Genomic DNA, 25552 nt, shown 5'->3' with positions numbered 1-25552 from the left:
TAGGGCATTTTTTTATAACTCTAATTTTATATTTACATTAATACTCCGCCCCATATTGGCAATTCCATCCGGTTTAAGCCGTGACAAATGCGAAATGTAATTTTGATTGGTTAGGTTGGTCACATTTATACCGGCTTTTAAAAGAAATTTATCAATAACAAAACTGCTTCCGGCACCCAGACTCAATAAATTGTACCCTTTATTGGCTGTTTCAAACTCACTAACATTATTTTTATCAAAAGTACTTTTGAGCCTTATAAAAGCATAAGTGTCTGTTATTCTTTCATTACTGTTGAATTCAACTCTAAAAGTATTTCTAATGGAGTTTTCGGGAATTAATGGCAAATACCCTCCGTCTTTTAATTTCCCGGTTACAGTTTCTAAATTGCTCTCAAAATGCAACCAATCCAGAGGATGTGGGTGTACATGCAATCCAAACTCGCCACCAAACAGGTTCGCATCTCCTTGTACATAATTGTAGACAATATTATCCTCGATCACTTCTCCGGTAGGGGTAATAAAAATATAGTCATTTACTAAATTATAAAATCCATTTGCGACAACTTCAAAGTGTTCATTCCTGAATTCTAATGAAACATCTGTTTGAAAATTTTGCTCATTATTGAGGTTTGGATTTCCAATTTCATATCGGTTGGTTCCCTCATGCACTCCATTGGAAGTTAATTCAGCCAGATTAGGTGCCCGAAAACCACTCGCTAAATTCAACCGACCTATTATATTTTTATTGATGTCTATTTTTGCACCCAAAGCCGCATTGAAGCTATTATAACTTTTATTGATCGCAGCGATGTGGTCTTCTGCAGTAATAGGGCTTGCAGCTTCACTGTCAATGGTCCGGGTGTCAAAACGAATACCTGCCTGAATATCCACTTTTTCCAAATGATAATGTGTGGTCGCGAGAACTCCAATATCTGTAGTTGTAGCATCAGGAATCAAGATCTCTTCACCAAAATTCTTATTGGTTTGGTACATACCCTGTACACCTACAATGCTTTCAAACTTACCTAACAAAGGGAGGTTGTACTTTACATCATAGTTAAGAGTATTGAGTTTTAGCCGAAGTGCCGGGTCTTCTGTGACTGCTATTCTCGTTTCTTCTTCTTCTTCATACTCTCTGCGGTCGTTAAATAAATAGCCGGCTTTAATATTTAGACTGGAATTGGTAAAGAAAAGTGTATTGTCCCAGCTTAAAATATGGTTATCAATTTCCTGAAACGGTTGCAACAAATCTTTATTTGTACTCTGTTCACCAATCTCTTCGGGGATACCAATATTAGAACGGTTGTAATTGTATCGAAGTGTAGACTTAATTTTTGAATTCTGAAAACGAACACCGGTCTTAAAATCACTTTCATTGAAACGGGTATTGGTTACTCTAAGATCATCTCCGGTTTTATAATCACTATGCGTTACATATACTCCACGAACCAAAAATTTAAATTTTTCTGAAGAAGCTTTAATACCAAGACTTGACGCAGTTCCTAGCGTATTAGAGAAAAAAGTACTACCTGCATCTGCCTTTGTAGCTCCAAAGGAAGCAAATTTTTCTGGATTTAAGTATAAAACCCCACCCAATGCATCACTTCCATAAAGAAGTGAAGCAGGTCCTTTGATGACTTCGACGCTTTCAATACCAGCTTCATTGACACCTAAACCATGTTCATCACCGAATTGTTGATTTTCTAAGCGGATTCCTTGCGAATAGGTTAACACCCTGTTTGCACTTAGCCCCCGTATTACAGGTTTTCCAATACCTACGCCTGTGCTAATGGATTCCACGCCTGCTATGTTAGTGATTCCATCGGCTAGGGTCATAGCTCCCTTGGTTTTTAATTGGTCAACAGATACACGCTCCACTTTCATTACATTATCACTTTGTAACTTGTGGAAGGGCGTTGAGATAATCACTTCTTCGATCTCTACAGCACTTTCCGTTAGCTGAATGTTTTCAATAACTGTTTCGTTTTCTGAAAAGCTTATCTTTTTTGAAAGTGTGGCATACCCTAATAGAGAATAAATTACTGTGTAAGTTCCTTTAGGGATATTATTAATAACATATTTTCCGTCTAGGTCTGCTACAGTCCCTTTTTCCAATTGTGGTAAATATACGGTTGCAGATAACGGTTCGTTGCTTTCTGTATTTACAGTACCTGAGAGGGTATATTGCGAATTTGCTTTAGCAATGGTCAATATTGCTAATAGCAGGAAATAATAGGTTTTCATTTTCTATAAACTTCTTAATATATTAATAAACTGATATAATTATCTGTATATTAAGATGATAGAGGAGGGTCTCTTAAATTAGGATGTGTAAGAAGCTGTTTTTTTAATGAGGAAGTATAAGTAACTTCAATTTCATTGAAGAAACTAACAATTGAAAAATCAAGAGGCTCTAACGGTTTAAAATTGAAGGTTGAAATCTGAAAGTCACAAATAGGGCAATCTGTTTTCTTTTCGTGTAAATGTATAGTGTAATTAGTACATACAGTGTGCTGGTGGCTTTCAAGAATATGTGAAAACTGAATAGCTGCAGGCAGCAACAATGCCAACGTTAATAGAAAAGCTGAAAGACTATGCAGTATTTGTTTCCTATAACTCATTTATTCTTTGATCAAAAAACCTAATCCCATAGTACGAAGCATTTTCTTTTCGAAGTTCCAGAAAAATTGATATTCTCCAAATGACCACCCAAAAATAATTAATAATATCTGGTAGAGAGGAAAAATAATTAAAATTCGTACGGGCCAATAGATATACCATCCCATCTCTGCAGTGATACCTACCAAGTCTGTTGCCGGCGCAGCAAATTTAGCAGAAGTACTTCCCGTAATGGCGAAAACAAGGAAAATCACAAAAAGTTGCCAGTTGGAGTCAATACCCCAACGAAGTTTCAGTTTGTTCATCGTAGCTTCTGCTTATATTTTTGTTCAAAATATTTAAAATAGTTGTATAATAAATAATTTACCTCTAAACCGTAATGAATGGAAGGATCGTAATTTATTTCCTGAGGATATAAGATTCTGGAAAAAGAAGTGTTACGAACTCTGTTGTTATATTCCAATACATACTGATAGTTTCTGGTTTCCAGATAACTTATTCCATTATAACCTCTGGGAGGTTGTGTAAGTACCCAGGAACTAAACCCCGGTTCAATGATCAATATTTCGTATTCCAAGCTATCATTTGCAATACGCAAGGTGTCCGTTGCTGCTATCTTTGCATCACCCTCCATGGTAGATTTGCCGGATTCACAACTATAAATCCCAAGAGCAACAATTAAAAGAGCTATTAAATACTTCATGGCATCAATTTTCATAAAGTTACAAAACAATTCATTTTTGATGTACTTTTTTAACGGCCTTTAACAAAAAAACCACGTAGAAACGTGGTTTTACAAAATTGTAGCTGGTGTAGAGTATTATCTTCCAAATAATCCGCCCAGTAATCCGCCTCCTTTTTTAGAACCGCTGTTTAAAACCATTCCGGCAATATCGTCAACAACACTACCATCTCCATCTCCATCCAGAAGGGTTTCGATAAGGCTTTGTTGCTTATTTTGTTGTTTACGGCCTCCACCCAGCATTCCACCTAAGAGTCCGTCAAGGCCGGATTGTGATTGTACGTTTTGTTGTTTTGTTTGTTTCCCCAAATAGCCTAGTACTATTGGAGCTATGACAGAAAGGATCTGCATTACCGAACCGCTATCCATTCCGGATTTTTTTGAAAGGGCTCCTACAACATTGTCTTGCGAACCTCCTAATACGTGGCCCAATATCCCCAGACCATCTACCTTAACTTCTTCGTTGACTCCTCCTCCAAAAAGGCCTCCCAGATTATCGAGAATACTTCCGTCGTGTTTGCTGTTCAGAGCATTCATAAGCCCTGCCGCTCCTTCTGGCTTCGAAGCATTTCGTTTCATTGCTCCCATTAAAAGGGGAAGTGCCATGGATACTACTTCTGCCGTTTTATTTTCAGGTTGGTGCGTGTCATTACTTACACCGCTAATAATTTGTTTTCCTAAGTCACTGTTTAATAAATCTAATAATCCTGCCATTTTTTCGTTTTGAGTGTTAAAAGCTAAATATATAAAATTATATACTAAGCCTGATTTAAAATAGATACGATCTGCTCTGCAAGTTCTGTACCGATCCTATCCTGGGCTTCTTGTGTAGCAGCACCAATATGCGGGCTTAAGGATATCTTGTGGTTCATTAACACTTTAATGGCGGGAGTAGGTTCTTCTTCAAAAGTATCTAAACCTGCAAAAGAAAGCTTTCCGCTATCCAAAGCTTCGATAAGTGCTACTTCATCAATAACACCTCCACGTGCAGCATTAATGATCGCAGCTCCATTCTTCATCTGTTCAATTTCTTTTTTCCCAATGATATAATCTTTTTGTGCCGGAACGTGAAGCGTAATGAAATCACTGTGTTTAATTAATTCTGAAATGGGCTCGGTTTTAATTCTAAGAGTTACTTTTTGTCCATCGTAAAACTCCAGAGTAATATTTGCTTCGCCTACATAGCTGTCACTTGCAATAACTCTCATGCCGCAGCCAAGAGCTATTTTTGCAACTTCCTGCCCAATACGTCCTAAACCAATGATCCCTATTGTTTTTCCTCTTAATTCATTTCCTCCGGCATAGTTCTTTTTGAGATCTTTAAATCGGCTATCACCGTCCAAAGGCATATTACGGTTCGCATCGTGTAAATAACGAACTCCTCCAAATAGATGAGCAAAGACCAGTTCGGCAACAGAAGCAGAAGATGCTGCAGGAGTATTAATAACCTTCAATCCTTTCTCGCGGGCATATTCCACATCAATATTATCCATACCAACTCCGCCACGGCCAATTATTTTTAAGCTTGGGCATGCATCAATAACATCTTTGCGGACTTTAGTTGCACTGCGTACCAGCACCACATCTATTTCATGTTCATTGATGTAATTAATGAGTTGTTCCTGAGCTACTTTTGTAGTTATAACTTCAATTCCGGCCTTTTCGAGAGCATCAATTCCCGATTGTGAAACTCCGTCGTTTGCTAATACTTTCATTATATAATCTAAATATTTAGTTTTTTAATTATGCTCTTCTTTCAAATTCTTTCATGACATCTACTAATACTTCAACACTTTCCAAAGACAGTGCATTATACATAGACGCTCTGTAACCTCCAACACTTCTATGGCCGTTCAAACCGTTAATTCCTGCTTCTTTCCATAACATGTCAAAACGATCTTTGTGGTTTTCATTCATCAAATTAAAGGTAGCATTCATTTTTGAACGATCCCCCTCATTAGCTACAAAACCTTTAAATAATGGGTTTCTATCAATTTCTGAATACAATAATTCAGCTTTTTGATTATTTATTTTTTCGATCGCCGAAACCCCTCCAATTTCTTTTAACCACTCCAGAGTTAACAGAGATACATATACGGGAAACACAGCTGGTGTATTAAACATACTGTCTTTATCTATATGTACTTTGTAATTTAGCATTGATGGAATGTTTCGCGAGACTTTTCCTAAAATTGCTTCTTTTACAATAACCAATGTGGTTCCTGCCGGCCCCATATTTTTTTGCGCTCCTGCATAAATAAGGTCAAATTTTGAAAAATCTAACCGACGTGAAAAAATATCACTACTCATATCACAAACCAATGGAACATGGGTTTCAGGAAAATTCTGCATCTGTGTTCCAAAAATAGTATTGTTACTGGTGCAGTGGAAATAATCCGCATCTGCAGGGATTGTGTAGTTTTTAGGTATATAATTGAAATTATGATCTTTAGATGAAGCTACTTCAACTATTTCTCCAAATGTCTTAGCCTCTTTAATTGCTTTATCAGACCAAGCTCCTGTATTTAAATAAGCAGCTTTTTTCTCTAACAGATTGTATGCAGTCATTAAGAACTCCATACTGGCCCCACCTTGTAAGAACAATGCTTTATAGCCTTTATTTTGAAGCCCTAAATGTTCTAAGGCCAATTCTCTGGCACTTTCCATTACGGTTACAAAATCTTTGCTTCTGTGGGAGATCTCTATAAGAGAAAGATTCAGGCCATTGAAATTGATTACAGCTTCTGAAGCTTTTTGCATAACAGATTGAGGTAAGACGCAAGGCCCTGCGCTAAAATTATGTTTTTTCATTTGACTAAATTAGTTAACTGCAAAGATGTAAATTATACAAGAAAATTTGGTTAAATAATTGAATTTTATTTAGACAAATTCATCAAAAAAGCTATAGTATCAATACCATCTGCAAAGTCTTCCAGTTGTGGGGTTTGTGTACTGCCAAAAGGAATTTTGTCTTTAGAAACGATGCATTGTATATGACTCTCTGCTTCCAGAAGCTTTTTGTTTAAAGCTAAAGAGTCTTTGTAGTATTCATAAAAAACCACAGAAATAGGAGAAGAAAAGCCTGTATCCTCTTTCAGTAAAAGAAATTCATTATCCAACAACGCAACAGAACTCATTAAATACACAGCTTTATTGTAATCGTAGTTGTTGATGTATTTATTGTTGTTAATAATCTCTTTCCATGAAAACATTCCATTAAAGAAGTTATCAAAGTTGTAACCCTCCGGGATGTAGATCTTTGAAACATTACGACATCCCAATCCAAAATATCTGAAAATATCATCAGCCAGAGATTCCATTTCCTGTGGGGTTTCATCTCCAGTAAGCACTGCGACAGAGTTTCGGTTTTTACGAATAATGTTAGGGTATTTCCCAAAATAGTAGTCAAAATAGCGAGCCGTATTGTTGCTTCCGGTAGCAATAACAGCATCAAAACCTTCCAGTTTCTCTTCTGTAAATGAGATGAACTCTTCAAACTCGGGTTCCAGAGCTATCAGATATTTGGAAAGGTAGGGAAGGAGTTGCCCATCATTGGAAGATAACTTTCCCAGTACTTTATTTCCGGTGATCAATACCGAAAGAAAATCGTGAAATCCCACCAAAGGAATATTTCCCGCCATAATGACTGCGATGGTTTTAGGTTCTTTTTCGGGTATGGAGTAACTGGATATCCATTGCTGAAGTTTCTCTTCAGAAAGAACTTCAGACCAACTTTTACAGGCAAATCTTAAATTTTCATGAGTGAACCAACCATTATGGTTTTTTGCCAAATCTAATTGCTGAAGCATACCTTCATAGAAGGAATCATTGTGAGGGATCTCAATTTGTTTTGTGTTTTTTTCTGAAGCAAATTGCCTTAAAAATCGACCCAAAGTAACAAATGCGTTAATTCTTTGTTGTAATTGCATACTAAGTTTGGAGATGCCCTTTGTAGGCATTAAATTTGCAACAAAGTTAGAAAAAGAAAAATCGATGGCAATTATAATAACAGATGAATGTATTAATTGCGGTGCCTGCGAACCCGAATGCCCCAATACTGCTATCTATGAAGGAGCAGATGATTGGCGCTATGCAGATGGAACCGATCTGGAAGGACAAGTAGTTTTGCCTAATGGAAAGGCTGTAGATGCAAATGAGACCCAGGAACCCGTAAGTGATGAGATCTATTACATTGTACCGGATAAGTGTACCGAGTGTAAAGGTTTTCATGACGAACCCCAGTGTGCGGCCGTATGCCCTGTAGATTGTTGTGTTCCCGATGAAGACAACGTAGAGAGTGAAGAAACACTTTTAGGAAAACAGAAGTTCATGCACCGTGAGTAGAAACAAAAAACGCTTCAGATTATCTGAAGCGTTTTTTATATAACGGGGGAGTGTATATAATTACATTTTACTTTTCTTTTCAATTTTTTTCTCCTTCACTTCCAGTTTGTAAATAGTTGTAATTATAACATCATTTTCAGTATCATAACTTTCTACTACAAAATTCCCACCATCATCAAAATATCCAAAAGAGTTATCTCCTTTTTGAGAAAGGATAAAATATCCATTCCTTGAGGTTGGTTTCAATAAGGCAAACTCACTTTTACCATTTTCTGTCATTTCAAGCATTTTGTATCCCTTATTCTCATTTGCAAAACTATAATTAGTTCCGTCTTTTAAATAATTAACCTCTGTATTAACAGTAGCAGGAGTCATAGAAGTATTAAAATTTGTTCTGTCCACCTGACCTTCGATCGCAATTGCTTGCTTTTCGGTTTCGGTCACGGCTTTTGTAGAAACATCCATTCCTTTACTATCTTTAACAATGGTTTTTGTAATGGTGGTTTCCTTTTTCTCATTTATATTCTCTTGTGCAAATGCATTAGGAACTACAGCCAATACTAGTATTATTAAAATCTTTTTCATTTTTGGTATGTTTTAAATTAGTATGATCAAAAGTATATAAAACATGTGTTAAATAGTGATAACACCTATATAAACCTATCCTAAATCTTTGCCTATTTAACAGTTTTTAACTTAAAGATTCTTAAAACAAGAGCTGTTTCAGCTTATTTCCCACTGGCTATAGCTGTATTTGCATTATATAGAACATTTAACTTTAGCTAAATTTCGTAAGTGCTAAAAACTGGCTTGTTTGTATTTCTAACATATAGGTGTACATCTATTTAATTTTGTATTTTTAAAGCAAAAGCAACAGATGCCTGTTTGGTTACGTATTCTTCTTATTGTTCTGGTAATTTATATTGTTATCAGTATCCTGTTGTATTATTTGCAGGAATATTTTTTATTCAAACCGGAAAAACTTCCAAAAGACTTTCAGTTCTTATATAAAAATCAACTTGTAGAAGAGTATAATATTGAGACTCGGGACGGGGCCATTATTAATGGGCTTCATTTCAGGGTAGAGGATCCACAGGGTGTTGTATTGTATTTGAAAGGAAATTCAAAAAGTATAAAAGGATGGGGGAAGTTTGCAATAGATTTTACTCGAAACAAGTATGACGTCATTATGGTAGACTATCGTGGTTTTGGGAAAAGTACAGGAAAGCGTTCTCAAAAAGCTATTAAACATGACCTTCAGTATATCTACAATAAAATAAGGGAGCGCGTACAGGAAAAATATATAATACTCTACGGACGTTCTTTAGGTTCCGGTTTTGCTACCAAGCTGGCTTCTATGAACAATCCAAAAATGCTTATTCTGGATGCTCCCTACTACAGTCTCACAAAAGTTACCGGCAGATATATGCCATTTATGCCACTATCTGTTATTTTGAGATATCCCATGCCAACCTATAAATGGCTTAAGTATGTGAATTGCCCGGTACGGATCATTCATGGAACACAAGATAAACTCATTCCTTTTAAAAGCAGTGTGAAATTATCTCAAATAAAGCCGAAACAAACACGTTTGTATCCTGTGATTGGCGGTGGTCATAAAAATTTAAACAACTTTGAAGAATATCATAAGATACTGGAAGAGATCATTACGTCTAAAGAAACTGAAATAGACCTTTCCACTACGAGTTTGCACGTAAAACATTCAGCTAAAAGATAGCATGAGAATCCTCAAAAAAAGCATTTTAGTTGTTGGCTTTGTGTTTGCCTTTGTTCTAACATTAACCTATTTTATGCAGGAAAAGCTTATATTCTTACCAACAAAACTGCCGTTAGATTATACCTATAATTTTACACAGCCTTTTGAAGAATTTTTTATAGAAGCCGATGATGGTGCACGATTGAACGCTATTCATTTTAAAACGGAAAACCCAAAAGGAGTAATTCTTTATTTTCATGGTAATGCCGGAGATTTATCGCGCTGGGGTATAATCACGTCTTATTTTTCTCAGTTTAACTATGACGTTGTAGTAATGGATTATCGGACTTATGGGAAAAGCAATGGAAAATTATCTGAAAAAGCACTCTATACAGATGCTCAGCTATTTTACAATTATGTGTTAAAAAACTATAGGGAAGATGAAATAATTATCTACGGGAGGTCATTAGGCACTAGTCTTGCAACATTTATAGCTTCAGCGAACAATCCAAAAGAACTCATTCTGGAAACCCCTTTCTACAGTATGGAAGACGTTGCTAAAAGCAGGTTTCCTATTCTCCCGGTAAAATATTTATTAAAATATAAGTTTGCGACTCACAATTATATAGAAGAAGTGAATTGCCCCATAACAATTTTTCATGGAACAGATGATACCGTAGTACCACTAGAATCCTGTAAAAAACTTACGGCACTTATTCCTACTCAGCAATTGGAGTTAGTTATTATTCCCCATGGGAATCATAATAATTTGATGGAATTTTCAGCTTATCAAAAGAAGATCGCCAAATTACTCAACTAGTTATCCTTCTTTTTTTGAAGTTTTCCGGTTCCCTTACTGCGCTTTTCAAGCTTTTTTCTATTTTGCTCCAACTCTTTAAGGCGCTGTGCATTTTTTTCTTCAAGTAGCTTCCGTTGTGCCTCAGCTTCAGCCTTAGCAGCTTCTATGGATTTTTTAAGCTCGTCTTCCTGACGTTTTTTTTCAGCTTCTATCAAAGCTTCATTTTTCATGTCAACATTGGTTTCATCTACCAGCACATTTTCTTTATCATCTTTTTCGGTAGCCTCGCTAAATGTCTGGTTTTCTTCTTCATTCCCGGCAACAATAACGGCACCTGTTTCGGTTTTTACTTCCTCAACTTCTTTCACGATCACATTGCTGCCTTCTTTTTTAACAACGCGCTTTACAGTAGATTCTTCTCTAACTGTCTTATTTTCCTGAGATTGCGTCGTAAAAACAAAAGTAAAACAGGCGAGTAAGGTTAGTGTAATTATTTTTTTCATGATGTAAATTTTTATGATTAAACAGTCATTTATAAAGTTACTGAAATATTCTCAATATTTTCTGAAATGCTACCATAAAAGATGTTATATATTTCTTTGAAGATGTATATTTGCACCTCAAAATTTTCAAAGGATGAAAGCAGGTATTGTAGGATTGCCAAACGTAGGAAAATCTACTCTTTTTAATTGTTTATCTAATGCAAAGGCACAAAGTGCCAATTTTCCCTTTTGTACGATTGAGCCTAACATTGGTGTGGTGAATGTACCAGATGCTCGTATAGTTAAATTGGAAGAATTGGTACAGCCGGAACGTGTTTTGCCTGCTACCGTTGAGATTGTAGATATTGCCGGATTGGTAAAAGGTGCCAGTAAGGGAGAAGGATTAGGAAATCAATTTCTTGGAAATATCCGTGAGACCGATGCTATTCTACATGTATTGCGTTGTTTTGACAATGACAACATTGTTCATGTGGATGGAAGCGTAGATCCGGTTAGAGATAAAGAAACAATCGACATTGAATTACAGTTAAAGGATCTTGAAACAACCGAAAAGAAACTTGAAAAGGTAAAACGAGCGGCCAGAACCGGAAATAAAGAAGCCATGAAAGAAGAAGCTGCATTGCAGAAAGTGAAGTCCGGGCTGGAAGCAGGTGTCTCTGTGCGTGCGATTGAGCTTACCGAAACTGAGCGAGAAGAATACATCAACCAGATGCAATTTATTACCGATAAGCCGGTAATGTATATTTGTAACGTAGATGAAAATGCTGCTGCTACCGGAAATGAATATGTTGAAAAAGTTAAAAAAGCTGTTGAAAATGAAAATGCAGAAGTCATCATATTGGCAGTTGGTACTGAAGCAGATATTACCGAATTAGAAACTTTTGAAGAACGCCAGATGTTCCTGGAGGATCTGGGATTAGAAGAACCTGGTTCTGCAAAGCTCATTCGCGGAGCCTATAATTTATTGAATTTGCAAACCTATTTCACAGCCGGAGTTAAAGAAGTACGAGCATGGACCATTCCCGTGGGTGCTACAGCGCCACAGGCTGCAGGTGTGATCCACACAGACTTTGAAAAAGGGTTTATTCGCGCCGAAGTTATTAAGTATGAGGATTTTGTGAGCTTTGGCAGTGAAGCTAAAGTTCGCGAAGCCGGAAAGCTTGGAGTAGAAGGGAAAGAATATGTGGTACAGGACGGAGATGTGATGCATTTCCGGTTTAATGTATAGATCTTAAGTATCTCATAATTAATCACCTTCTACATACACTTTTGTACTCCTAATCTTACTAACAATTTTTACCCTTCAATTGTTAATTACTTTAACTGTTTTGGGTTTCAATTTTGTGCGTGAACTTCTATATTTATCGACCATTCGCAAGCTTTTATGGCAAAGACACAATATACCGAAGAGAACATACGCTCACTGGATTGGAAGGAGCATATTCGTATGCGTCCCGGAATGTACATTGGCAAACTGGGAGATGGCTCTTCTCCGGATGACGGAATCTATATTCTACTTAAGGAAGTAATAGATAATTGTATTGATGAATTTGTTATGGGATCCGGTAAGACCATTGAGATCCGTATCAAGGATAAAGAGGTGAAAGTACGTGACTACGGGCGAGGAATTCCATTAGGGAAGGTTGTGGATGTGGTTTCAAAAATGAATACCGGCGGAAAGTACGATACCCGTGCTTTCAAGAAATCTGTAGGCCTCAATGGAGTAGGGACCAAAGCCGTGAATGCATTATCAACTTATTTCAGGGTTGAATCGGTTCGTGATAATCAAATTAAATACGCCGAATTCAATCAAGGCGAACTTACCGAAGATTCCGGAATTGAAACATCTACCAAACGAAAAGGAACGAAAGTAATTTTTATTCCGGATGAAAGTATTTTTAAGAACTACAAATACAGAAGTGAGTATGTAGCAAAAATGCTTAAGAATTATGTCTATCTCAATCCGGGACTGACCATAGATTTTAACGGAGAAAAATTCTTTTCAGAAAACGGATTAAAAGATCTGTTGGAGGACAATACTTCTTCCGAAGACATGCTTTACCCCGTAATTCACCTTAGGGGAGATGATATTGAAGTAGCCATAACACATAGTAAGACCCAGTACAGCGAAGAATATCACAGCTTTGTAAACGGACAAAATACTACCCAGGGAGGAACACATCTTGCTGCCTTTAGGGAAGCTTTGGTAAAAACCATACGAGAATTTTACGGTAAGAATTATGATGCCAGTGATATACGAAAATCTATCATTTCTGCTATCAGTATTAAGGTGATGGAACCTGTTTTTGAAAGTCAGACAAAAACTAAGCTTGGCTCTACAGACATGGGAGGTAAATTACCTACCGTACGAACCTTCATCAATGATTTTGTAAAGACCCAACTGGACAATTATCTTCATAAAAATACAGATACTGCCGAAAAGATCCAGCGAAAAATCATGCAGGCTGAGCGGGAACGAAAAGAACTATCCGGAATTAGAAAATTGGCAAAGGATCGTGCTAAAAAAGCGAATCTTCACAATAAGAAATTGCGAGATTGCAGAGTCCATTTGGGAGACCTAAAGAATGAACGAAACCTGGAAACAACCTTATTCATTACCGAGGGAGATTCTGCAAGCGGGAGCATCACCAAGAGCCGGGATGTGAATACACAGGCAGTTTTCAGCTTAAAGGGAAAACCACTGAACAGCTTCGGTCTTTCAAAAAAGATCGTTTACGAGAACGAAGAGTTCAATCTGTTGCAAGCAGCTTTGAATATTGAGGAATCAATGGAAGACCTTCGATACAATAACATTGTGATCGCAACCGATGCCGATGTGGACGGAATGCACATTCGTTTGTTGTTAATTACATTCTTTCTTCAGTTCTTTCCAGAATTGATCAAAGAGGGACATTTATATATCTTACAAACACCTTTGTTTCGTGTTCGAAATAAAAAAGAAACCATCTATTGCTATTCCGAAGAAGAACGCCAGAATGCTATTGAAAAACTAAAGCCAAAACCTGAAATCACTCGATTTAAGGGACTAGGTGAGATTTCCCCGGATGAATTTGTACATTTTATAGGCGCAGATATTCGTTTGGACCCGGTCATGTTGGATAAATCTATGAGCATTGAAGAGCTCTTGTCTTTTTATATGGGTAAGAATACACCGGACCGCCAACAATTTATTATAAATAACCTGAAAGTTGAATTGGATAAAGTTGAGGAATAATAATGAGTGAAGAGCCTGACAACAACGAAGAACTAAATACAGGCCCCGATTATCTTGGGGAAAATGAAGATACTACCGGCGATACGATCACCAAAGTAACAGGAATGTATCGTGACTGGTTTTTAGACTACGCCAGTTACGTAATTTTGGAAAGGGCTGTTCCTGCTATCGAAGATGGTTTTAAACCTGTACAACGGCGTATTATGCATTCTATGAAGGATCTCGATGATGGTCGTTACAACAAAGTGGCCAACATCGTAGGGCACACCATGCAGTACCATCCCCATGGAGATGCCAGTATAGCTGATGCAATGGTGCAAATAGGGCAGAAGGACCTGCTTATTGATACACAGGGAAACTGGGGAAATATTCTTACAGGGGACAGGGCAGCGGCTTCAAGATATATAGAAGCGCGTTTATCCAAGTTTGCTTTAGACGTAGTATATAACCCCAAAATAACCGGTTGGCAAGCTTCCTATGATGGTCGTAAGAAAGAACCTATCAATCTTCCGGTGATGTTTCCATTATTATTGGCACAAGGAGCAGAAGGAATTGCTGTAGGGCTTTCCACAAAAATACTCCCACACAACTTCATTGAGTTGATCGATGCCTCCATTAAGCATTTACAAGACAAGCGATTCACAATATACCCCGATTTCCCTACTGGTGGTATCGTAGATGTAGAAAACTATAACGACGGTTTACGGGGAGGGAAGATAAGAAGCCGTGCACGTATCAATCAACTGGATAAGAATACACTTGTCGTAACCGAAATTCCTTTCGGAACCAATACATCCTCTTTGATCGATTCTATTTTAAAGGCGAATGACAAAGGAAAGATTAAGATCAAAAAGATCGAAGACAATACTGCTGCAGAAGTTGAAATACTAATTCACCTCCCCAGTGGAATTTCACCGGATAAAACGATCGATGCCTTATATGCATTTACTGCCTGTGAGACATCTATTTCACCATTGGGTTGTGTGATCGAAGACAACAAACCCTTATTTATTGGTGTTTCCGAAATGCTTCGAAGGTCAACAGACCGTACCGTTGAATTGTTGAAGAGCGAGTTGGAAATTCAATTGAATGAATTAGAGGAACAATGGCACTTTGCTTCTCTTGAACGTATCTTCATTGAAAATAGAGTTTATCGAGATATCGAAGAAGAAGAAACATGGGAAGGTGTTATTTCAGCAATAGACAAAGGCCTTCAGCCACATATTAAACACTTAAAACGGGCCGTAACCGAAGAAGATATTGTACGGTTAACGGAGATTCGGATCAAACGTATTTCAAAATTTGATATTGATAAAGCGCAGCAAAAGATCGATTCGTTAGAAGAACAGATCGCCCAAGTGAAGCATCATTTAGCGAATTTGATCAACTATGCCATTGATTACTTTAAAAGATTGAAGAAAGACTATGGAGCCGGGAAAGAACGTAAAAGTGAGATCCGTGTTTTTGATGATATTGAAGCTACAAAAGTAGTGATCCGCAATACAAAGTTATATGTGAACCGGGCAGAAGGTTTTATAGGTACCAGCATGCGCCGGGATGAATACGTAACCGATTGTAGTGATATTGATGATATCATTGTTTTTACAGGAGAAGGTAAAATGATGGTCACCAAAGTAGATTCTAAAACCTTTGTTGGTAAAGGAATCCTTCATGTAGCGGTTTTTAAAAAGAAGGATAAACGCACGATCTATAACATGATCTACAAAGACGGAACCGGTGGTGCGACCTATGTAAAACGTTTTGCAGTAACATCCATTACAAGAGATAAAGAGTATGACCTGACAGCAGGTACTAAAGGATCTAAGGTATTTTATTTCACTGCTAATCCCAATGGCGAAGCAGAAGTTGTTACAGTATTGTTACGTCAATCGGGGAGTATTAAGAAATTAAAATTCGACTTGGATTTTGCGGATCTGTTGGTAAAAGGCCGGGCGTCTAAAGGGAATATTGTCACCAAATACTCAGTAAAGCGTATTGAGCTGAAAGAAAAAGGGCTCTCTACCCTGAAACCACGTAAGATATGGTTTGATGACACGGTACAACGTTTAAACGTTGATGAGCGAGGTGAGCTGTTAGGAGAATTTACCAGCGAGGATCGTTTGCTGATCATCAATCAGAAAGGAATTATAAAAACTGTGATTCCCGAGTTAACACTCCGATTTGACGACGATATGATTGTCCTTGAAAAATGGGATCCTAAAAAACCTATTTCGGCCATTTACTGGGAAGGTGAAAAAGAATTGTTTTATGTAAAGCGTTTTTTAATTGACAATCCCGATAAAGATGAATCTATCATAACAGAACATCCAAAGTCTTACTTAGAGCGTGTATTTACAGAATACCGCCCAATGGCTGAAGTTGTATTTGTTAAAGAAAGAGGTAAGGATCGCAAGGAGAACCTGGAAGTGAATCTGGAAGAGTTTATTTCTATAAAAGGAATCACTGCTATGGGAAATCAGTTGACCAAAGAGAAAGTGCTAGAAATCAACTCACTACCTGCATTACCTTATGAAGCACCGGAGCCTATTCCCATAAAAGAAATGGATGTGATTGATGAAGAAGCTATTGTAGCTGAAACTCCTTCTGAAAAAACCCCGGAGGATATTGATAACCAAAAAGAACCTCCTACAGATGAGGAAGGGCAGACCTTACTATTTTAAGAATTGAAATGAGAAACTTCTTTCAGGAATTTAAAAATTTTGCCATAAAAGGAAATATGGTCGACATGGCCATAGGTATTATTATGGGTACCGCTTTTAATAAGGTGATCAATGTTCTGGTTAAAAAGATATTTACGCCACCTTTACTTATCTTAACAAATCAGGTAAATTTTTCCCAGCAGAAATATGTACTCCGAGAAGCTTCAGGAGAAATTGAAGAAATTGCCATTGGATATGGTGAATTGATCGAAGCAGTCATTGATTTCTTGATTATAGGCCTGACTATCTTTGTGGTAATCAAAGGCATGAATCGTTTTAAAACTAAGGCTGAAGACCCTAAAAATGCTGAGGTGGAAACTCCTAAGAACATTGAACTGCTGTCCAATATCGAAAGATTAATGGAAGAGCAAAATGACCTACTTAAAAAGAAAGATTGATCACTTAGAAAACTCGTTCTTATAGTGCAAACCCAGTTTTTGAGTTAGTAATAGTATCTCCGGCTTATCCTTACGTAAACCTACCTGCCAATTATTAAATATTTCCCAGGTATCATTTGTAAAAATAGGGTCTCCGTAGTTTTTAATGAGGGCCTTTCGAATACGGTCTTCTTCTCCTTTTGCCGTCAGAATCCATACAGTGTTGAGTTGGCCGTCCCCAAACCGGGCTTCCACTTTTCTGGGAAACCCAAGGTAATCTACTCCAAAGCAGTTTATTTGTAATTGTGCATTAGGATCTGAACCATCCAGTTCTTGAGCAGTTGTAAAACTACTATTGGCTTCCAATTGAGATTTCAACTCCTCCAATGAAGCTCCCATTTTCAGAAAACCCGGTATTTCAGTTGAAGCAATAGGTTTCGGAGTATAATCCAAATTTAAATATGGATTTTCCCAGGTAAACAGGTTTGCATGCGAAGCTTCTTCATTCATGACCCAGGCAATATCCTTTTTGGGATTGATAAACAGCATATCTTTAGCATAGAACTTATAGTCCATATAGGACCTTGCCGTGTCTTTTCTTTTACTTGTTAAAGCAGTTGTCACATTTCCGTGTGCTTCCACATAACTAAGTTTATCATCTGCAAAAGTGAATATCATCTTATCGATAATGCCATTAGCAGTAGTAACATTTGAGCATATAAGGTGTTCTTCTTTATGCTCGGCTAAAGGAAATCTGGGAGAGTCTACTGTTATAATTTTGTGTGATTCTGAAATAGATGCTAGTTTTTCTTTAACGGTTTCTAAAGATTGATCCAGTTGAATACCGTTCATGAGTGTTCCTTCCTGAGCAGATAGGACCAAAGGGATTGATATAAATAAAAAGAATAGATTAAATGTTTTATAGATACCTTTCATATGTTCGATTTAATGATTGACTTTATGAAAAGATAACTTTATAAACAGTTTGTTACACTTCGAAGAAGTTTATTTTTAATTAATTTATAATTCTTACTAAAATTGAATTAATATCTGATTTAACAATGCTACTTTGGATTGGTAGATTCGTTTTTATCAGATCTGTTCTTAAGCTCTATCAAAGTAGACTGGGCAGCGGCACAAAGTTTTTCTTTTCCATTTTTCACCACATATACTTCTGACCTGCAAATGGTCAAAGTCTTTCCTCTTTTTAGAACATTGGCCCTGCCGATAAGTACATCACCGTCTCCGGGAGAGATCAAATTAAGTTTGAACTCAACGGTCAATATGGAAGAGTTCTCATCCATTAAAGAAAAACTGGCATACCCGGCTGCATTGTCGGCAACAGTACTTACAATCCCTGCATGAAAAAAGCCATGCTGTTGGGTTAACTTTCGGTCATATGGGACATGAATCTCACAATAGCCGGGCTTTACATCAACTAATTTTGCATTGATGAGCTTCATGAACTCTTGACGGTTAAAGCTATCTTCAACCTTCTTTTTAAAATTGGAAGAATCTGGTTCAAATTTCATAATCATATATCTTATTCATCATCATCCAGAGGTACCGTCGTTACTATTTCACTTGTTCTTTTGCGATAACGCATATTTAAAAATTCGATAAACAATGAGAATGCAATGGTAAAGTATAGATACCCTTTAGGAATCACTCCAATTTCATTGCCAAAAACTACAAGATGTGACAGGTGGGCACCCTCTGCAATCAACATGAAACCTATTAAAATTAAAAATGCAAGTCCCAATAACTGTACAGTAGGGTGCTGATTTACAAATTTACCTACAGGGGCAGCAAATATCATCATGATCAATACAGAGATCACTACGGCAATGACCATGATAACCAGTGCATCATTAGGGTCACTGCTAATACCATTGGTCATCCCTACAGCTGTTAGGATAGAATCAAAAGAAAATACAATATTGATAAGACATATTTGAATGATTGCCTTGTTAAGAGAGGTTGCACGGCTTTTTCTCACCTCTCTTTCATCATGGCCTTTGTCTTCTACCTTTTCATGAATTTCACTGGTACTTTTATACAGAAGGAAAAGTCCCCCTATAAAAAGAATCAGGCCTTGCCCGCTAACACCGGCTTTGATCCATGATAGATTGATATGCCAGAATGGGGCTTCCATAGCAACAAGCCAGGAAATACCAAACAACAATATAATACGTATCAGCATGGCTAAGAACAACCCGATATTGGTCGCTCTTTTTTGATGTCTGGCAGGTAATTTACTTGCAGCCAAAGAAATAAATATAATATTATCTATTCCCAGAATAATTTCTAAAAAGGTAAGTGTTAACAGGGCGACAAGTGCATCCGGAGAGGTTAAAATTTCAAACATTTAGTGTACTTTTTTAGCGGTTCCTTTTTGTTTTTGTGTTTCTCCAACCACATTGTATTCAAAAACATACTCATTATCGCTGGTGGTTAGAATTTTCATATGAATAGCCTTTTCTTCAGCTAGATTATTAGGCTTCAGTTTTTTCACGATATATTCACAATCATTAATCCATCGAATCGATGAAGTGTCTGCCTTCCCCCGAAAATAGTCAATTTCTATAGAATCATTACGTACAAAGGTAGTGGTGAGTATTTCAGTGCCTACAACAGCTTCAAACTCAAATGTCCCAGTTTTAAATTTGGAGCAATCACGTTCGGGTTGATAACAGCTTATCAGTAAGAGCAGTAAAAAGAGAGATGAAATAGTTCGCATGGAGTAAATTTTATGCGAATTTCTGAAATTTTAGGGAAATAGATCAGTTTTCGTAAGTTTTAAAACTACCATCTTTGTAAAAAATAACAATACGCTCAATATCAGAATGAATTTTCCGGACTTCTGAAGATAATGTATCAAGATCGACAGTTTTTTGCTTTTTTGACAAAGATTCCACCAGAGATGATTTTTCAGGTTTTTGCATAGTAGGAGAGGTGGCTTTGTTTTCTTCGGAAGGAAACACCCCTTTTCCATTTAGCAGCCAATACAGTTCTACTTCCGGAAAGTTTTGCACCACCTTCATGACAAATTCCAAACTGGGTTTATTTCTTCCGGAAAGTAAGTGTGAAATAGTGGAGCGGTTGAAGTCAATGGTTTCCGAAAATACAGTAGCAGATAACCCATAATAATCGAGTATTTTTTTGAGTCTTTTTGCAAAATCAAGGCTGTTTACCATTGTAACATTCGCTTTTTAAAAATAACGGTTACAAATGTAAATTATTATGCTTCATAAAGCAAAAATATTCTGTAAATACATATAAATTAATTTTATTAACACTTTATATAGAGTTATCCAAATATATGAAAATAAAATATTTAAATAACAAATATAGTATTTCTTATTTCTCAATGCAGTTTTAGCTTTATATAAGCATGGCTTTGTTTACTTAAGTATACAAAATAAGATGCTTTATTTGTTGACATTTGTAAACTCGCCATTGTTTACCTTTGTAACTAGATTCTAAACTTCATGGATATAAGCGCATGGTATTCTTCGTATTTTGAATCCCGATTACAGGGCAGGTTTATTACCAACGAAGACATTTTTCAGTTGCTGGATACGTATACAGATATCTGCGAAATTTCGTTCCTTGGCGAATCAGAAATGGGAAGAAAAATACCTTTACTAAAATTGGGTACGGGTAAAAAGAAGGTTTTGGCATGGTCTCAAATGCACGGAAATGAATCCACAACAACGAAAGCATTATTCGATTTTTTTAAGTTTTTGACTCAGAAAGATTTTTTTCAAGATGAAATAAAGCAGTTTTTAGATACGTTTACACTTTTTGCAATACCTATGCTCAATCCTGATGGTGCGCAGCTCTATACGCGTGAAAATGCTAATTCTGTAGATTTAAATAGAGATGCTAAAGATTTGTCACAACGTGAAAGTGTAATTTTGCATACTCTTTTTAATGATGTAAAACCGGATTTATGCCTTAATCTACACGACCAACGGACCATTTATGGTCTGGATAACGGTCTACCCGCCACCGTTTCTTTTTTGGCACCTGCAGCAGATATAGATAGAAGTGTAACCCCTTCCCGTCAAACTTCTATGGAGGCTATCGTGGGGATGTCTAGGGCGCTACAGAAATATATTCCCGGTCAGATAGGGCGTTACGATGATACGTATAACGAAAACTGTGTAGGAGATACATTCCAATCTAAAGAAGTGGCAACCATCTTATTTGAAGCAGGGCATTACCAGAATGATTACTTGCGAGAGGAAACCCGGAGACTTATTTTTTATGCTTTTCTGGAGCTATTTGAAATTACAAGGGGTACTGAAACTACAGTCAATTACAAAGATTATTTCAATATACCGGAGAATAAAGTGAACTATAAGGATTGTATTATCCGAAATGTAAAATACAACGACAACGATGTAGTGGGGTCAATCGCTATACAGTACTCCGAAGTATTGGAAGATAATTCCATAATATTTTTACCAGTGATAGATACCTTGGGAGGTCTAAAAGATTTTCACGGCCATAGAGAGATCGACGGAGGAGGGGCATCGGTTTTGATAAATTCTCAACGATATGTTTCTGAAGGAGAGAAAATTTTAACTATTACTAATAAAAATGACAATTCTATTGTTATTTTTCCGTAAAAATCTTCTTTTAATACTAAAAACGTATTATTTTTACAATGTAAAACAATCTTACTTCCCCGGCGATGGCAAAATTTAAATTAGACGATACCGATCATCAAATTCTTGATATGCTTATTGAGAATACAAGAACACCTTTTACCGATATTGCAAAAAAATTGCAAATTTCCGCCGGTACAGTGCATGTACGTGTTAAGAAAATGGAAGAGGCCGGAATCATTACCGGATCTTCCTTGACACTCGATTATAAAAAACTGGGATATTCCTTTATTGCCTATGTAGGTGTTTTTTTAAACAAGACTTCACAAACACAATTTGTATTGGAACGTATCAATGAGATTCCCTATGTTACTGTTGCTCACGTGACTACCGGGAAATTCAATATCTTTTGTAAGATACGTGCTAAGGACACAAGCCATGCGAAAGATATTATTTATCAAATTGATGATATTGAAGGCGTTACACGTACGGAAACTATGATCTCCTTAGAAGAAAGTATCAACGATAAGAAACGACTAATGCATTCGGTTTTTAAAAACATTTAAATTCTGAAAATATTCTGGTCTGTCTGTAATCAAACATTTAATTTTGATCAAAATCGTATACTATGAAAATTTCTGAAATGTCCGCAACTGAATTCAATCCTTATTACAAAATGTATGTTGACCTGGTTGGTGAAGAATCTTTGATAGATTCGCTGGTTAATGGCCTGGTGGAAACCCGAAGTTTTTTTGAAAGTATTTCGGAAGAAAAATTGGAATACAGATATGAGGATGGTAAATGGACCCCGAAAGAAATTTTAGTACATCTTATTGATGCAGAGCGAGTCTTTTGTTATAGAGCCCTGTTTTTTGCTCGTTCCAATGATGCTGAACTTGTAGGTTTTGACGAAAATACCTTTGCTGAAAACGCTAATGCAAACACACGTAGTTTAGATGATATTCTTGAAGAATATACTTCAGTACGCAAAGCTTCTATTGCATTGCTCAGCAGTTTAAGTGATGAGTCTCTGCAACGTACCGGAAAGGCAAACGGTAGTGTGCTTTCTGTTCGAGCTGCCGGTTTTATCATAGGAGGGCATGAAAAGCATCATTGCCGTATCATCTCCGAGAGATATTTATAGGGTTCAATAATAGAAAGTGTAGCTGTTTTTATTCTTCTTCATCCAGGCTTTTTTTATCTGGAATTTCTACAATCGGCTCGTTGAAGTCTTCACTGTCATAATCATCTTCATCGTAGTTAGCCATTGTTGATTCTAATCTCGAACTTACTTTTACTAAATATATGGCATCTTCCGTGCGCACCTCTACAGCTTCTACTGTTTCATTCCTTGTATTTTTAAACGTAATTATGTGGTCATCATCATAACCGTCCGGGTATTTTTCTACAAGCAACGACAGAATTTCCGGAGTAAGCTTTTTAAAGTCTACAATAACGCGTTTCATAAGTTGGTTAGTAATTTGGTGTTTTGTACTCTAAATCTACTAAAAAATAAAAAATGTCAAATTATTTAAACGTAAACTTTTAAAATTTTTTATAGAAATCAAATGCACTGAAAATCAAATTATTAGAAGCCTCACAATCGATTTTGTATTCACCTATATCTTTTAAAAGGACAAAATTAACCTTTCCATTGCTGTTTTTTTTGTCGTATTTAAGCAACATTACTATAGCATTAATATCTTCTGTATTGAAATATACTTTTTGGAAATGTGAGAGAATGGTTTCAGTTATTTTCTGAAGTTTTTCTTTAGGGAATAATACCAATTCAGAAGAAATATATGTTGCGAGGATCATCCCAATGGCTATTGCTTCACCATGCAGCAAGGTTTCCTTTTCTGAAGTTTCCAAAAAGTATGATTCTATGGCATGGCCCAATGTATGCCCGTAATTCAGTGTTTTACGCAATCCATTTTCTAAAGGGTCGATGGTAACCACTTTATTTTTGATTCCGACAGATTCCCAGATAAGTTCACAAGCCTCTAGCGGTTTCAAAAGGTCGAACAGTTGTATTCGTTCCCAATAATCTTCAGAAGTGATTAAGCCGTGTTTTAACATTTCTGCAAATCCAGAAGTAATTTCGGCTTCAGGCAATGTTTTTAAAAAAATAGTATCAATAAAAACCGAATAAGGATCTTTAATAACTCCAATCTGATTTTTTACAGGCCCCAGGTCTATACCGTTTTTACCTCCCACGGAAGCATCTACCATGGCGAGTAGGGAAGTAGGGATGTTGATAAACTCAATCCCTCGTTTAAACGTACTGGCTACAAAGCCTCCCAGGTCTGTCACCACGCCACCGCCTAAATTGATCATCAAACTTTTTCTATCCGCTCCTTTTTGTGATAACTCATTCCAAAGTTGTAAGCAAGTGTCAATATTCTTATGTGCTTCTCCATTTGGGATTACAAGAACTTCTACAACTCCTTTAGTGGTAAGTCGTTCTAAAAAAAATGGAAGGCAATATTTTTTTGTATTGGTATCTGTAAGAATAAAAAAACTGGAAGGCTGTAGCTCAAGCAATTGTGCATTCAAGGCATTCCAAACACCATCATTACAATATACCGAGCCACGATCTTTTCTTATCACTTTCATTGGTGTGAAACTTAAGTAGTTGTTTAAAGAGATGTCAAATCTAACTATATTTGTGAACATTATTTTCAATTTATGATATCAAAATCTCTTTTCGATAATACTGAAACTGCTTTTAAGCTTAAAAGCGATTCTGAACTTGAGCGTGCATACTTCCTTTTCAAAATGATAGCCAATGAACCTCTGGTTCGCATTGGTACGGCAGCGACAAAGTTTGCACTTAACCTGCACTTACCGGTAGAAGGCCTGATTCGATCTACTGTGTTCGATCATTTTTGTGGTGGTGTTAGCGAAAAGGATTGCATGACGACAGTACATAATTTGGAAGGAGCAGGGGTACATTCTGTACTGGACTATTCGGTAGAAGGCAAAGAAGAAGATGCTCAATTTGATGCCACTGTTGAAAAAGTTATCGAACTTACCCGTTTTGCTGAAGAAAAATCTGCAATGCCATTTTCCGTATTCAAGCCTACCGGTTTTGGACGTTTCAAAATCTGGGAAAAAGTTACGGGGAAAGAAACCCTCTCCGAAACAGAAGCAATTGAATGGAAGAAGGTTATAGCCAGATATGATAAGGTATGCAAGAGCGCATACGAGTGTGGTATATCATTACTGATCGATGCAGAAGAATCCTGGATGCAGGATGCAGCAGACGACCTTTGTGAACAGATGATGGAGAAATATAATAAAGAAGAAGCTATTGTTTTTAATACGCTGCAATGCTATCGTTGGGATCGGTTGGATTATTTGAAAGAATTGCATAAGAGAGCCAAAACTAAAGGTTATAAACTTGGATTTAAGATCGTTCGGGGTGCTTATATGGAAAAAGAAAATGAACGTGCCGAAGAGGAGGGCTATCCAACACCAATTTGCAAAAGTAAAAATAACACAGACGATAATTTTAATGCTGTGATGCGTTATATCTTTGAGAACCTCGAAGATATTTCCTTGTTCCTGGGGACCCATAATGAAGCCAGCAGCTATTTGGCTATGGAAATTATGGATGCTAAAAGTTTACTTAAAAAAGATCCCCGGGTATGGTTTGGGCAATTATACGGTATGAGTGATCATATTAGTTATAATGCAGCAGCAGCAGGGTACAATGTTGCTAAATACATTCCGTTTGGCCCTGTAAAAGATGTAATGCCATATTTAATAAGGCGTGCCGAAGAGAATACTTCTGTAGCGGGACAGACTAGTAGAGAGTTAACTTTACTTAAAAAAGAGAAGGAAAGAAGGAAATTATAAATATAGTACGTTAACAAGA

The 25552-nt window shown here is 36.8% G+C and carries 28 protein-coding genes; 11 read left to right on the top strand and 17 right to left on the bottom strand.

The window, feature by feature from the left end; all coding sequences use genetic code 11:
* Positions 1–12: 12 nt before the first annotated feature.
* The 8 genes from ACY2RT_RS01475 to ACY2RT_RS01440 form a co-directional block, all read right to left on the bottom strand.
* Entirely contained in the window at positions 13–2244 is a 2232-nt protein-coding gene (locus ACY2RT_RS01475) for a TonB-dependent receptor (RefSeq protein WP_490154095.1), read from the bottom strand.
* Between the two features lie 50 nt (positions 2245–2294).
* The gene (locus ACY2RT_RS01470) at positions 2295–2621 is read right to left on the bottom strand and encodes a hypothetical protein (RefSeq protein WP_490154094.1); all 327 of its coding nucleotides are present in this window, start codon (positions 2619–2621) and stop codon (positions 2295–2297) included.
* The gene (locus ACY2RT_RS01465; protein WP_490154093.1) at positions 2622–2924 is read right to left on the bottom strand and encodes a DUF6787 family protein; all 303 of its coding nucleotides are present in this window, start codon (positions 2922–2924) and stop codon (positions 2622–2624) included. It lies immediately after the preceding gene.
* Entirely contained in the window at positions 2921–3322 is a 402-nt protein-coding gene (locus tag ACY2RT_RS01460; RefSeq protein WP_490154092.1) for a DUF6146 family protein, read from the bottom strand. The genes ACY2RT_RS01465 and ACY2RT_RS01460 overlap by 4 nt, the downstream gene beginning before the upstream one ends.
* 117 nt (positions 3323–3439) lie before the next feature.
* Entirely contained in the window at positions 3440–4075 is a 636-nt protein-coding gene (locus ACY2RT_RS01455; protein WP_490154091.1) for a DUF937 domain-containing protein, read from the bottom strand.
* A 44-nt stretch (positions 4076–4119) separates the two neighbouring features.
* On the bottom strand, positions 4120–5076 hold the full coding sequence (locus tag ACY2RT_RS01450; protein WP_490154090.1) for a D-2-hydroxyacid dehydrogenase: 957 nt from the start codon (positions 5074–5076) through the stop codon (positions 4120–4122).
* A 28-nt stretch (positions 5077–5104) separates the two neighbouring features.
* Complete coding sequence (gene serC, locus ACY2RT_RS01445) at positions 5105–6172, bottom strand: 3-phosphoserine/phosphohydroxythreonine transaminase (RefSeq protein ID WP_490154089.1); 1068 nt, start codon at positions 6170–6172, stop codon at positions 5105–5107.
* Positions 6173–6237: 65 nt separating this feature from the next.
* Positions 6238–7290, bottom strand: a complete 1053-nt coding sequence (locus tag ACY2RT_RS01440; RefSeq protein ID WP_490154088.1) for an acyl-CoA reductase — start codon at positions 7288–7290, stop codon at positions 6238–6240.
* 64 nt (positions 7291–7354) lie between these two features.
* Here ACY2RT_RS01440 and ACY2RT_RS01435 point away from each other — a divergent pair, with 64 nt between their 5' ends.
* Positions 7355–7705, top strand: coding sequence for a 4Fe-4S dicluster domain-containing protein (locus ACY2RT_RS01435; protein WP_490154087.1), 351 nt, complete (start codon positions 7355–7357; stop codon positions 7703–7705).
* Positions 7706–7765: 60 nt separating this feature from the next.
* Here the strand turns inward: ACY2RT_RS01435 and ACY2RT_RS01430 are convergent, their stop codons facing one another.
* Complete coding sequence (locus ACY2RT_RS01430) at positions 7766–8290, bottom strand: hypothetical protein (RefSeq protein ID WP_490154086.1); 525 nt, start codon at positions 8288–8290, stop codon at positions 7766–7768.
* A 292-nt stretch (positions 8291–8582) separates the two neighbouring features.
* On the opposite strand from ACY2RT_RS01430, the gene ACY2RT_RS01425 reads away from it, so the two are divergent.
* Both ACY2RT_RS01425 and ACY2RT_RS01420 read left to right on the top strand, forming a co-directional pair.
* Positions 8583–9443 (top strand): alpha/beta hydrolase, encoded by an 861-nt coding sequence (locus ACY2RT_RS01425; RefSeq protein WP_490154085.1) that lies wholly within the window; start codon positions 8583–8585, stop codon positions 9441–9443.
* Between the two features lies 1 nt (position 9444).
* Positions 9445–10242 carry an alpha/beta hydrolase gene (locus ACY2RT_RS01420; protein ID WP_490154084.1) on the top strand — a complete coding sequence of 266 codons (798 nt, stop codon included), beginning with the start codon at positions 9445–9447 and terminating at the stop codon, positions 10240–10242.
* On the opposite strand, the gene ACY2RT_RS01415 is transcribed toward ACY2RT_RS01420, so the two are convergent.
* A complete protein-coding gene (locus tag ACY2RT_RS01415) occupies positions 10239–10724 on the bottom strand; it encodes a hypothetical protein (protein ID WP_490154083.1) in 486 nt (161 codons plus the stop codon). The two genes, ACY2RT_RS01420 and ACY2RT_RS01415, sit on opposite strands and share 4 nt — an antisense overlap.
* 133 nt (positions 10725–10857) lie before the next feature.
* On the opposite strand from ACY2RT_RS01415, the gene ychF reads away from it, so the two are divergent.
* The 4 genes from ychF (at position 10858) to mscL (ending at position 17077) form a co-directional block, all read left to right on the top strand.
* Positions 10858–11952, top strand: a complete 1095-nt coding sequence (gene ychF, locus ACY2RT_RS01410) for a redox-regulated ATPase YchF (protein WP_490154082.1) — start codon at positions 10858–10860, stop codon at positions 11950–11952.
* 156 nt (positions 11953–12108) lie between these two features.
* A complete protein-coding gene (locus ACY2RT_RS01405) occupies positions 12109–13959 on the top strand; it encodes a DNA topoisomerase IV subunit B (RefSeq protein ID WP_490154081.1) in 1851 nt (616 codons plus the stop codon).
* 2 nt (positions 13960–13961) lie between these two features.
* The gene (locus tag ACY2RT_RS01400) at positions 13962–16640 is read left to right on the top strand and encodes a DNA gyrase/topoisomerase IV subunit A (protein WP_490154080.1); all 2679 of its coding nucleotides are present in this window, start codon (positions 13962–13964) and stop codon (positions 16638–16640) included.
* A gap of 8 nt (positions 16641–16648) precedes the next feature.
* Positions 16649–17077 carry a large conductance mechanosensitive channel protein MscL gene (gene mscL / locus ACY2RT_RS01395; protein WP_490154079.1) on the top strand — a complete coding sequence of 143 codons (429 nt, stop codon included), beginning with the start codon at positions 16649–16651 and terminating at the stop codon, positions 17075–17077.
* Here the strand turns inward: mscL and ACY2RT_RS01390 are convergent, their stop codons facing one another.
* The 5 genes from ACY2RT_RS01390 to ACY2RT_RS01370 form a co-directional block, all read right to left on the bottom strand.
* Complete coding sequence (locus ACY2RT_RS01390; protein ID WP_490154078.1) at positions 17078–17992, bottom strand: hypothetical protein; 915 nt, start codon at positions 17990–17992, stop codon at positions 17078–17080. It lies immediately after the preceding gene.
* 128 nt (positions 17993–18120) lie between these two features.
* Positions 18121–18588 carry a PaaI family thioesterase gene (locus ACY2RT_RS01385; protein ID WP_490154077.1) on the bottom strand — a complete coding sequence of 156 codons (468 nt, stop codon included), beginning with the start codon at positions 18586–18588 and terminating at the stop codon, positions 18121–18123.
* 11 nt (positions 18589–18599) lie between these two features.
* A complete protein-coding gene (locus ACY2RT_RS01380; protein WP_490154076.1) occupies positions 18600–19424 on the bottom strand; it encodes a TerC family protein in 825 nt (274 codons plus the stop codon).
* Positions 19425–19796: a DNA topoisomerase IV gene (locus ACY2RT_RS01375; RefSeq protein ID WP_490154075.1), complete on the bottom strand. Its 372-nt coding sequence runs from the start codon at positions 19794–19796 to the stop codon at positions 19425–19427.
* Positions 19797–19839: 43 nt separating this feature from the next.
* On the bottom strand, positions 19840–20253 hold the full coding sequence (locus tag ACY2RT_RS01370) for a helix-turn-helix domain-containing protein (RefSeq protein ID WP_490154074.1): 414 nt from the start codon (positions 20251–20253) through the stop codon (positions 19840–19842).
* Positions 20254–20547: 294 nt separating this feature from the next.
* Here ACY2RT_RS01370 and ACY2RT_RS01365 point away from each other — a divergent pair, with 294 nt between their 5' ends.
* The 3 genes from ACY2RT_RS01365 to ACY2RT_RS01355 all read left to right on the top strand — a co-directional run bounded on the left by ACY2RT_RS01365 (position 20548) and on the right by ACY2RT_RS01355 (position 22816).
* Entirely contained in the window at positions 20548–21693 is a 1146-nt protein-coding gene (locus ACY2RT_RS01365) for a M14 family metallopeptidase (protein WP_490154073.1), read from the top strand.
* A gap of 65 nt (positions 21694–21758) precedes the next feature.
* Positions 21759–22238 carry an Lrp/AsnC family transcriptional regulator gene (locus ACY2RT_RS01360; RefSeq protein WP_490154072.1) on the top strand — a complete coding sequence of 160 codons (480 nt, stop codon included), beginning with the start codon at positions 21759–21761 and terminating at the stop codon, positions 22236–22238.
* Positions 22239–22300: 62 nt separating this feature from the next.
* Positions 22301–22816, top strand: coding sequence for a DinB family protein (locus ACY2RT_RS01355; RefSeq protein WP_490154071.1), 516 nt, complete (start codon positions 22301–22303; stop codon positions 22814–22816).
* Between the two features lie 28 nt (positions 22817–22844).
* Here the strand turns inward: ACY2RT_RS01355 and ACY2RT_RS01350 are convergent, their stop codons facing one another.
* Positions 22845–23138, bottom strand: coding sequence for a hypothetical protein (locus tag ACY2RT_RS01350; protein ID WP_490154070.1), 294 nt, complete (start codon positions 23136–23138; stop codon positions 22845–22847).
* Positions 23139–23217: 79 nt separating this feature from the next.
* Complete coding sequence (gene aroB / locus ACY2RT_RS01345) at positions 23218–24348, bottom strand: 3-dehydroquinate synthase (protein ID WP_490154069.1); 1131 nt, start codon at positions 24346–24348, stop codon at positions 23218–23220.
* Between the two features lie 12 nt (positions 24349–24360).
* Between aroB and ACY2RT_RS01340 the strand changes: the two genes are divergently transcribed.
* Positions 24361–25533, top strand: a complete 1173-nt coding sequence (locus ACY2RT_RS01340) for a proline dehydrogenase family protein (protein WP_490154068.1) — start codon at positions 24361–24363, stop codon at positions 25531–25533.
* The last annotated feature ends 19 nt before the right edge of the window (positions 25534–25552 follow it).

This window comes from Ulvibacter sp. 2210JD10-4, assembly GCF_058148525.1.
Note: the sequence above shows the minus strand (reverse complement) of the source record. Positions and strands in the feature narration are given on the sequence as shown.